Annotated in this window: 7 protein-coding genes; 4 read left to right on the top strand and 3 right to left on the bottom strand. The window is 39.4% G+C overall.

All coding sequences use genetic code 11. The features are described 5' to 3' along the window. Positions 1 to 149 precede the first annotated feature (149 nt). The 3 genes from B3C94_RS10215 to B3C94_RS10225 form a co-directional block, all read right to left on the bottom strand. Positions 150 to 1,286 carry a FecR family protein gene (locus B3C94_RS10215; protein WP_293902985.1) on the bottom strand — a complete coding sequence of 379 codons (1,137 nt, stop codon included), beginning with the start codon at positions 1,284 to 1,286 and terminating at the stop codon, positions 150 to 152. A gap of 141 nt (positions 1,287 to 1,427) precedes the next feature. Further along, positions 1,428 to 2,003 (bottom strand): RNA polymerase sigma factor, encoded by a 576-nt coding sequence (locus B3C94_RS10220; protein WP_293902987.1) that lies wholly within the window; start codon positions 2,001 to 2,003, stop codon positions 1,428 to 1,430. A gap of 108 nt (positions 2,004 to 2,111) precedes the next feature. Then, positions 2,112 to 3,545: an arylsulfatase gene (locus B3C94_RS10225; RefSeq protein ID WP_293902989.1), complete on the bottom strand. Its 1,434-nt coding sequence runs from the start codon at positions 3,543 to 3,545 to the stop codon at positions 2,112 to 2,114. Between the two features lie 396 nt (positions 3,546 to 3,941). Between B3C94_RS10225 and B3C94_RS10230 the strand changes: the two genes are divergently transcribed. The 4 genes from B3C94_RS10230 to B3C94_RS10245 all read left to right on the top strand — a co-directional run bounded on the left by B3C94_RS10230 (position 3,942) and on the right by B3C94_RS10245 (position 10,460). Further along, positions 3,942 to 4,928, top strand: a complete 987-nt coding sequence (locus B3C94_RS10230) for a LacI family DNA-binding transcriptional regulator (protein ID WP_293902991.1) — start codon at positions 3,942 to 3,944, stop codon at positions 4,926 to 4,928. A gap of 145 nt (positions 4,929 to 5,073) precedes the next feature. Beyond that, the gene (locus B3C94_RS10235; protein ID WP_293902993.1) at positions 5,074 to 7,422 is read left to right on the top strand and encodes a GH92 family glycosyl hydrolase; all 2,349 of its coding nucleotides are present in this window, start codon (positions 5,074 to 5,076) and stop codon (positions 7,420 to 7,422) included. A gap of 10 nt (positions 7,423 to 7,432) precedes the next feature. After that, the gene (locus B3C94_RS10240; RefSeq protein WP_293902995.1) at positions 7,433 to 8,155 is read left to right on the top strand and encodes a basic secretory protein-like protein; all 723 of its coding nucleotides are present in this window, start codon (positions 7,433 to 7,435) and stop codon (positions 8,153 to 8,155) included. 10 nt (positions 8,156 to 8,165) lie between these two features. Further along, positions 8,166 to 10,460, top strand: a complete 2,295-nt coding sequence (locus tag B3C94_RS10245) for a GH92 family glycosyl hydrolase (protein ID WP_293902997.1) — start codon at positions 8,166 to 8,168, stop codon at positions 10,458 to 10,460. The last annotated feature ends 14 nt before the right edge of the window (positions 10,461 to 10,474 follow it).

Below are 10,474 nucleotides of genomic sequence, written 5' to 3' on the forward strand. Positions count from 1 at the left end.
TTTTAATGTGTTAATAATTGAGATGTTATAAGACGCTTTAATACCAATTACTATGACGGATTCTGCGCCAACAGGGTCCGTTTTTTATTGGCATTAACAATAAGTAATTATGGTGGAAGTTTTGTGCTTGTCATAATTTTAGCAATTGGTTATGTAATGATTAATTTAATTCGGCTATTGTCACCCATCAAAGCTTTTGTATTGATATCTGCATAATTGAGTAGCTCAATCAATTTGTTTAAACTTAAATTGCGGGGGATTGTACCCATGTATTGTTCTTTGCTTTTATTTCGTCTGTAGATGATGTCAATGTTATACCAGCGGCCAATTTGTTGCATTACCTCTTCTATGTTATTACCATTGAAATAAAACTGACCTTTTTTCCAGCTTAATACTTCTTCAATATCTATGTGGCGGGAATTTAGTGTGCCATGTTGTAGAGTAGCCTGTTCATTTGGTTTTAGGTAAATATTGGATTGCGGTACATCTTGTGCTGAGACGACCACAGACCCTTCCTCTAAGGTTGTTTGTGTTCTATCTGTTTCGGGATAAGCATTGACATTGAAGCGGGTTCCAAGAACCTCAATTTTCTGACCAGGTGTCTTAACGATAAATTTGCGTCTATTGGTTGTTTTCTTTACATGAAAGTAGGCTTCCCCCTGTAATTCAACTTCTCTGTCTCCATGGTCAAAGGAGGTTGGATATGAGATTTTCGAATCAGCGTTTAGCGTCACCAATGTGCCGTCTGATAAGGTTAGGTCATAGGTAGCACCTTTTGGCGTATACATGCTATTTTTCTGTATACTTATTTGTCCTGTTTTTACATCATGATAGCTGATTTGTCCCTTACCATCCTTTTTTATAATAACATCTCCTGTTTGTATACTTTGATTGAGCGAAAGATGTTCGAGATCTATTCGTTTACCATTTCCCAAGATTATGATTGCTCTTTCTTTACCAGGCGGGATTGATGCCAATTGCGCTGTGGTTGCTAAAATCTCGGGCTTTGGCCTGAATTTTAAGATTGAAAAACCAATCAACAGGATGCTGGCAGCGATAGTTATATACCTGACTGCACGAAGCTGTATAATTTTTCCTGCGGGATTTTGTATCTCCTTGATAAGGCTCTTTTTTGCATTATTTTGAATATCTGCAAATTCGGCCTCAGAAATGCCATTCTCGGATTGTTTTTCAAACCAGTCAAGTAGTTCTTTTCTCTCTCGAACTGTATCCTTCCTATTCAAGAAGACGGAAATCAGCTTGTATATTTCGTTCATTTGATTCATAACAGGTTCCATTGGAATGGTCAGTTATTATACAAGTGTGTAAAATAAGGTGCAACCTCCAGTCGAAAATGAAAAAAAATATTTTTTTTAAAAATGGGTAAAATATTTATGGAAATATCTGTTAAAAGGTAGGCGTGTTGACTAAAAAAACAGTGTAAAATGAAATAATTGGCTTGTGGCTGCTCGAAGATGTTTGAGTGCTTTATTAATGTGTTTTTCGACAGTAGACTCGCTGATATTAAGCTGCTGAGCAATAGCTTTGTTGCTCATGTAGAAATCACGACTCAATTTAAATACTTCCCGGCACTTTTCGGGAAGATTTTCGACTTCTTTAGCGACAATATCAATGATATAACGGTAATAGAGTTTGTCTTCTATTGAAACGGTTTCATCTTCCAGTTCGAGCTCGTCAAAATCGAACGCTGATACCTTTAATTTTATATTTTTGCGATAATGCGCAAGGATGAGGTATCTACAGGAACTAAATAGATAAGCTGGAAGAGATTCAATTTCCTCAATCATTTCCCGATTTTTCCATACAGACATAAAAAGGTCGTGCAGTATATCTTCAGCGACTTCACTGCTAGCAACTTTTTTTGCAATAAAAGCGATTAAATCGGGCGTAAATAAATCATATAATAAAACAAATGCTCGTTGGTCTCCCTGGCGTATAAGAGGGAGAAGCTCGTGATATTGATATGATTTTTGATTTTTCATGGGTACACTCGGGCAGTAAACTTAATGAAAAAAATATGATTTCATGTTATAGGAAAGATAATCTCTATTTTGGGAGTAACATCTAGTAGCTACTCCCAAACCTTCGTTTTATTTTTTATGTGTGGTTGCACTTGTCAATGGAAAAATATTACTTTCGACATGTGATTTTTCAATCAGCTGTCGCAACTCCTTTACTTTCTTTGGGTTTTCCTGAGCTATATTGTTTTGTTCCGTAGGATCATTTTTGAGGTTATATAGTTCGGCTGAAGGCTGGCTACTTGTAACATTTTGTAAGATAAGTTTCCAGTCTCCCCGACGCAAGGCTTGACGTCCCCCGTCTTCATGAAATTCCCAGTATAGGTATTGATGCTGTTTTTGTTGTTTATTTTTACCCAGCAGCGTTGGCACAAATGAGATGCCATCCGTATAATTAGGTTTGTTCGCCTGGGCAAGCTCGACCATCGTCGGCATAATATCCCAAAAAGCTCCCAAGTAGCTTGAAGTTTTCCCTTCGGCAACTTTACCATGCCAATAAACAATGAAAGGAGTCTTGATACCACCTTCGTAGAGGTCGCGCTTGTTGCCGCGTAACCCACCAGAGCTATTGAAAAAATTGGGGTCAGCACCGCCTTCTTTGTGTGATCCGTTGTCGCTCGTAAAAATGATAATTGTATTATCCAATAATTTGTTTTTGCGTAAGCGATCAACAATTTGACCGACATAAGCATCCATACGGCTTACCATACTCGCATACATGGCATGCGGTTTTTCGACCGAAGTGTAACCGGGAACAGTCGCTTGTGGTCCATAGTCGTTTCCTTTATGCGGTTTTTCATCAAACCTGTCTGCATATAATTGGTAATATTTGTCATCCGGGCCTGATAATTCGGCGTGAGGAAGCACTGTGGGTACATAAAGGAAAAAAGGTTTTTCTTTATTTTCATCAATAAATTCCAAGGTCTTCTCTTGGATTAATGCCGGTGCATATTGCCCTTGTGACATTAAGCCATTACCATTTAGTTCTATCCTTTCCTTATTATGCCAGAGGTGAGTTGGGTAGTAGCGATGGGATTGACGTTGACAGTTATAGCCATAAAATTCATTGAATCCTTTTTGATCAGGTGCGCCTGTCGTATTGACCATTCCAAGTCCCCATTTTCCAAACGCACCGGTTGTATAGCCAGCTTGTTGGAGGAGCATAGCAAATGTCTGTACGGAGTCCGCTAGCGGTTGTTGTCCTTCAGGTTCAATTTCTTTGTTGCCACGCACGTAGGTATGTCCGGTGTGCTGTCCCGTCATTAAAGATGAGCGAGATGGCGCGCATACGGATGTACCAGCATAGAAATTGTCAAATTTCATTCCTTTGGCAGCCAATGAATCGATGTGCTTCGTTTCAATTTTTTGCTGACCGTATACGCCGAGGTCTCCATATCCTAGATCATCTGCCATTATAAGTACAATATTCGGTCTTTGGTCCTTCTTTTGAGCTATAGCAATAGAGGCTAGGGTCAAAAGAAAGGATAACATAAAAGATGTTTTCATTTGCATTCGGTTATTTCTTCAAAATAATTTTTTCTTCGCTAAGACTTTTCACTAGTTTATATAACAGTGCAACTTACTCCATTAAAACAGTAAGATGGTCTTATTTAGTTTTATTGGTAATGGTTCGTATGCTTTTTTAGTACTTCTCTATTTAGAGAAGCATTATCCTAAAAAGAATGATCGTTAAATTTAATCATAAATATCTTTTTGCGGGTATCTATGCTCATTCACAGGGGCTAATAATCGAGTGAGAAATTAGTCTTAATTAGGTGTTTATTCATTTTTTCGTTTCTACGCATACGATTGTGTAATAATTTATTTCATGTTGTCAATTGTAATCTCCGATATGTTCATATTTATTTTCTAATTTCACCCTAATTTTATGAAAATGCTCTTATGGCCAAATCAATTAAAGAAATAGCACAGGAACTCAATGTGTCTAAATCGACTGTATCATTAGTCATCAATCACAAGGCCGAACAAGCACGGATCAGCAAAGAATTGGAAAACCGCGTACTAGCATACGTTGAAAAGGTTGGCTATAAGCCTAATGCTTTGGCAAAAAGTTTAGCGACGGGGCGGTCAAATACTATCGGTCTTATTGTAGAGAATATTGGGGATTCTTTCTTTGGCCCATTTGCATTGTATGTGGAGGAATTGTTTCGGAAAAAAAATTATCATGTTCTCTACAGTAGCACACTTGGAGACTCACAAAATGCGCGTGATATCATCGATTCTATGCTGGAAAAGAAAGTGGAGGGTATTATCTTGGCTCCAACAATAGATTTGGAGGAATATCAACGAAAGATTTTGGAATATGGTGTGCCACTGGTTGTTTTCGACAGAAATAGCCCAGCGGTAGAGACACATTATGTCCATATTGATAATGAGGATAGCAGTAGAAAAGCTTGTGAACATTTGAAGTCCATTGGCTGTCGGAATTTTGGATTAGTTACCATTGACTCGGATCAACCGCAGATGTTGGCACGAAAGGGGGCCTATTTAGGCTTCTGTGAAGAAAACGAAATGGAACCACGTCTTTTGCACTTACCTTATCAACAGTTAAAGCAAAAGGGGACGCAGTTACTAAGAAAATGGGCTGCTGAAAATCCTACATTGGATGGATTATTTTTTACAACAAATTACCTCTGTATCCTTGGCTTAAAGGCGCTTCGTTCGGAAGGCGAACATACCTTTGACTTTCCGATGTTTTCTTTTGATGATCATGAATTGTTTGATATTTTAAATCCAAAAATATCCTGTATTCAACAGCCGTTGGAACCTCTCGCAAAAACATGTGTCAAGGTCCTGTTAAAAGAGATTGATCAGGGGGTATCGAAGCCAAAAGAGTATATTATTTCGACCAAATTAATCGCGCGATAAGATTATTCGCGGGGTAGTATAAAAATTGAATTGTAAAAATCATAAGACGTATCCGTCCAATTTTGGGGGGCTATTTTGATTTATTATTCTTTTTTATATCTTTACTAATACGTTTTAGTAGAAATATTTTTATATATCCTAAATAATGAAGAAATCTTTAAGTGTTTTTCTGGGTTCGTTATTGTCTTTTGGTTTGTTTTGCGCAAAACCGGTTTTGGCTCAGAAATTTAGAGGGCAGCAGCTAGAAGCTGTCGATCTTGTTAATCCGTTAATGGGTACCGAATCCAAATTTGAATTGTCAAATGGGAATACCTATCCCTCGATAGCTAGACCATGGGGGATGAATATGTGGACACCTCAAACAGGTAAAAACGGTGACGGATGGCAGTATCAATACACCGCGGATAAGATTCGTGGTTTAAAACAGACTCACCAGCCATCACCTTGGATGAATGATTATGGTGTTTTTTCTATCATGCCCGTGACAGGAAAGCCTGTATTCGATCAAGATGAGCGTGCAAGTTGGTTTTCGCATAAAGCTGAGATTGTAAAACCTTATTATTATTCGGTTTATCTAGCAGATCATGATGTGACTGCTGAAATGACACCCACCGAACGGGCTGCAATGTTTAGAATCTCGTTCAATAAAACAGACGATGCTTATATCGTTTTGGATGCTTATGAAAAGGGATCTGAGGTTCAAATTATTCCCGAAAAAAATATGATTATTGGTTATTCTTCGAAATATGCACGTGGTCCTCTACCTGCAAATTTTAAGAATTATTTTGTATTGGTTTTTGATCAGCCTTTTGCGAGCGTTGCAACCTGGGAAGGAAAAGAGAAGAAGGATGGACAGCTACAGATTAAGGGCGACCACACAGGAGCAATTGTCGGATTTAAAGTAAAGGATAAAACTAAACCAGTACAGGTGAAGGTCGCTTCATCTTTTATCAGTGCGGAGCAGGCTCTCCTCAACTTAAATGAGCTGGGGAACAAATCCTTTGATCAAATTAAAGAAGACGGGCGTCAGATATGGAACTCTACTTTAGGAAAAATTAAAGTGGAAGGTGATGATATCGATCAGTTGCGTACATTCTATTCGACCATGTATCGGACCTTATTTTTCCCGAACAAATTATATGAAGTTGATGCGCAGGGAAAAGCGGTCCATTACAGTCCTTACAATGGGAAAACACTTCCGGGATATTTATTCGGAGGAACGGGTTTTTGGGATACTTTTAGAGCATTATATCCATTCTTGAACTTTATGTATCCATCTATTAACAAGGAAATGCAGGAAGGTCTTCTTAATGCATATCTAGAGGGTGGGTTTCTGCCTGAATGGAGTAGTCCTGGATATGCGGATATCATGGTGGGCAATAATTCTGCATCGGTAGTTTCGGATGCCTATATGAAGGGATTGCGCGGTTATGATATTAATAAGTTATACGAAGCTTTACAGCATGGTGCTAATAACGAAGGACCAATGAGTGCTGTTGGAAGAAAAGGTGTTGAATATTACAATAGCTTAGGCTATGTGCCCTATGACGTTAAAATCAATGAAAATGCAGCGCGTACATTGGAATATGCCTATGACGATTTCACGATCTACCAATTGGCAAAAGCGTTGAACCGTCCGAAGGCTGAAATTGATTTGTATGCTAAGCGTGCACAGAACTATAAGAATTTATTTGATCCATCGACCAATTTGATGCGTGGAAAAAATAAAGATGGAAAATTCCAGAGTCCTTTCAATCCATTGAAATGGGGCGATGCTTTTACTGAAGGCAATAGCTGGCATTATTCGTGGAGCGTATTTCACGATGTTCAGGGGCTGATCGACCTGATGGGAGGAGAAAAGACTTTTGTGAGCATGTTGGATTCGGTGTTTGTTCAGGCTCCAGATTTCGACGATAGCTATTATGGCGGTATTATTCATGAAATACGTGAAATGCAGGTTGCTAATATGGGACAATATGCACATGGTAATCAGCCAATTCAACATATGCCTTATCTTTACAACTATGCTGGCCAGCCTTGGAAAACGCAATATTGGGTCCGTCAGGTAATGGACAGAATGTATAAGCCGACTGCTGATGGTTACTGTGGTGATGAAGATAATGGACAAACTTCCGCATGGTATGTGTTTTCTGCCTTAGGTTTCTATCCGGTATGTCCAGCGACGGATGAATATGTTCTGGGAGCGCCATTATTTAAAAAAGCAACTTTGACTTTTGAAAATGGGAAAACATTGACAATCGATGCCGCCAAGAATTCTGCTGATCATATCTATGTGAATGCATTGCAGTGGAATGGTGCAACTTACGGTAAAAACTGGCTAAGCCACAAAGCATTGCATGAAGGAGGAACGCTTAATTTTGATATGGCTGCAAAACCTAACTATACTAGGGGAAGTGCTAAAAGTGACGCACCTTATTCAATGACAACAGACTTGAAGACCAATATTAAGTTAAAATCGAACAAAAAGAAATAAATTTTGTGCTATGATGAATCTTAAAAACTTAAAAGTAGCTCTTACCATAGTTGGATTGGCTTCTTCTTGTTCGCTTTTTGCACAAGACAATTGGAAACACACAGAAAACGACCGTCAGGTGGCGGTGGACGTTGATAGTATTAGCAAAGGTGGTTATACCTTGATCTGGATCAATAAAGACAAAGATTTTAGTGCTCCATTAAAAGAGAGATTAATTGCGGCTTATTTCACCAACTATCCAAAATTGGCGAAGAAATACAATAAAAAGACAATCAAAAAAGTTTCATTTGTGATTGACCCGGATTACAAGGGAGTTGCGGCTACAGCAGGCGGAATTGTACGATATAGTCCTGCCTGGTTTGCTAAAAATCCGGGGGATATTGATGTTGTTACCCACGAAGTCATGCACATTGTACAAGCATACCCTGATGGCGCTGGGCCTTGGTGGATTACAGAGGGAATAGCAGATTTTGTCCGATTTGATGATGGTATTGATAATGCTGGAGCAAATTGGAAATTACCTGACTATAGCGACAAGCAAAAATATACGGATTCTTATCGTGTTACAGCTCGATTCCTTTATTGGATCAATAGCCATGTAAAAAAAGATTTTGTTAAGAAATTGGATGCAGCTATGCGCAACAAAAGCTATAATGATGCTTTTTGGAAAGCCCAGACGGGGAAGACAATCGATGAGCTATGGGCGGATTACAGCAAAAATCCTACAATATAATTCTTGAGCGATGAATATAAAAAGTTTGGTCTTTCTGGGATTGATCAGTGTCCCACTTGTATCAAAGGCACAAGAAACTAAATTAGTGCAGTATGTTAAACCTCTCATCGGCACTGCCCGTATGGGGCATACCTTTCCTGGGGCGACTGTTCCCTTTGGCGCTGTACAATTAAGTCCGGATACGGATACCTTAGCGTATGCGGTAAATGGACGCTATAATGGAGATGTGTACAAATATTGTGCAGGCTACCAGTACGATGATCCTACGATTGTCGGTTTTAGTCACACCCATTTTAGTGGTACCGGTCATTCCGATCTTGGTGACATACAGATTATGCCGACCCAGGGCAAAATTCAATTAAATCCTGGAACAGCAGATCGTCCACAAGATGGCTACAGGTCTCCCTACAGCCACACGAATGAACGTGCTGAAGCTAATTATTATAGTGTTCTGTTGGACAAACATCAGATTAAAGCTGAGTTAACGACGACGGCACGTGTGGGTATACACCGTTATACGTTCAAAGAGTCTGATGCGTCGCATCTGATAGTTGATCTGACTGCTGGGATCTATAATTATGACGGAAAAAATGTTTGGACTGTTGTTAAAGTATTGAACGATTCAACTTTGGTTGGATACCGCCAAACAAATGGTTGGTCAAGGACCCGCACGGTATATTTTGCCATTAAAACATCGAAACCTTTCAAGAATTACGGTGCCAAATACGAGGATGGAAAATCTGTATATAACGGTTTCTGGCGTAAGTTTGATCAGCAAAATAATTTCCCGGATCTAGCAGCTCACAATATCAAGCTACATCTTGATTTTGACACCAAATCACAGGAATCGATACTTTTAAAAGTCGCATTAAGCCCGGTGAGTATGAAGAATGCACTGGCTAATATGAATGTGGAGGCGCCAGACTGGAACTTTGATGGGTATGTTAAGAAAGGTCAGGAAGCTTGGGAAAAGGAGCTGCATAAAATAGAGGCGGAGATGCTGAACAAGGAAGATCTTGTGAATTTCTATACAGCGATGTATCACGCAAGTCTAATGCCAACGGTCTATATGGATACCAATGGCGAGTATAAAGGGCTTGATCAGGAGGTACATCGTGCGGAAGGCTTTACGAATTATACCTCATTTTCGCTATGGGATACCTTTAGAGCGTTTCATCCGTTGTTGAATCTCATTAATCCATCCCGCAATGCAGATATTGTCGCCTCCATGATGGCTCACTATGATCAGAGTGTGCTGAAGATGTTGCCGATTTGGTCGCATTATGCGAATGATAACTGGTGTATGAGCGGCTATCATTCGGTATCAGTTATTGTCGATGCTATTCTTAAAGGTGTTTACAAGGGAGATCCTGAAGCCGCATTAGCGGCTTGCGTACAAACCGCAAATACACGTCAATATGAAGGTATAGGCGCTTATGTTGATATGGGCTATGTACCTGATGATGTGTCGGGTACGTCTGTCTCTAATACATTGGAGTATGCATATGACGATTGGTGTATTGCGCAATTAGCAAAAAAATTGGGAAAGGACGATATCTACAATACATTTTCCAAACGGGCTGAAAGCTGGAAATCACTATATGACCCTTCTATAGGTTTTATGCGTCCTAAGAATTCAGCAGGAAAGTTTAAAGAAAAATTTGATGTCCTGGATACACATGGCCAAGGATTTATCGAGGGCAATTCATGGAATTATAGCCTTTATGTGCCTCATCAACCGACTGAAATGATGGCATTAATGGGTGGGAAAAAACGGTTAGAATCTTATTTGGATTCGCTTTTTACCATGGAATTGCCTGATAAATATTTTGAACATACAGAGGACATCACACGGGATGGCATTATCGGCAATTATGTGCATGGTAATGAACCTTCGCACCATGTGGCCTATTTGTACAATATTACCAAGAGTCCATGGAAAGCCCAAGCGCGTGTTAGACAAATTATACGTAATCAGTACCACAATGGTCACGCAGGATTAGGTGGTAATGACGACTGTGGACAGATGTCGGCCTGGTATCTATTTACGGCACTAGGATTTTATCCAGTGTCGCCTGGAGAAGACAGCTATTGGATCGGCAGTCCATTGGTAAAATCCGCAAAAGTAAATCTTGAAAATGGAAGGAGTCTTTCCATCGTCGCGCGGAATCAGTCTGAAAAGAACGTCTACGTGAAATCTGTTTCTTTGAATGGACGGAAATTGGATAATTTGCTGCTCTCCTATGATAGTATTATAAACGGAGGAGAACTGGTTTTTGAGATGAGTAGTAAACCGAATAAATAATCAGTCAACGATAT

The organism is Sphingobacterium sp. UBA5670 (assembly GCF_002420705.1).
Classification (GTDB): Bacteria; Bacteroidota; Bacteroidia; order Sphingobacteriales; family Sphingobacteriaceae; genus Sphingobacterium.

What these genes read in the sequence shown, in the direction of transcription:
- B3C94_RS10215 (WP_293902985.1), bottom strand. Translation starts at nt 1,286, where the DNA reads ATGAATCAAATGAACGAAATATACAAGCTGATTTCCGTCTTCTTGAAT.
- B3C94_RS10220 (WP_293902987.1), bottom strand. Translation starts at nt 2,003, where the DNA reads ATGAAAAATCAAAAATCATATCAATATCACGAGCTTCTCCCTCTTATA.
- B3C94_RS10225 (WP_293902989.1), bottom strand. Translation starts at nt 3,545, where the DNA reads ATGAAAACATCTTTTATGTTATCCTTTCTTTTGACCCTAGCCTCTATT.
- B3C94_RS10230 (WP_293902991.1), top strand. Translation starts at nt 3,942, where the DNA reads ATGGCCAAATCAATTAAAGAAATAGCACAGGAACTCAATGTGTCTAAA.
- B3C94_RS10235 (WP_293902993.1), top strand. Translation starts at nt 5,074, where the DNA reads ATGAAGAAATCTTTAAGTGTTTTTCTGGGTTCGTTATTGTCTTTTGGT.
- B3C94_RS10240 (WP_293902995.1), top strand. Translation starts at nt 7,433, where the DNA reads ATGATGAATCTTAAAAACTTAAAAGTAGCTCTTACCATAGTTGGATTG.
- B3C94_RS10245 (WP_293902997.1), top strand. Translation starts at nt 8,166, where the DNA reads ATGAATATAAAAAGTTTGGTCTTTCTGGGATTGATCAGTGTCCCACTT.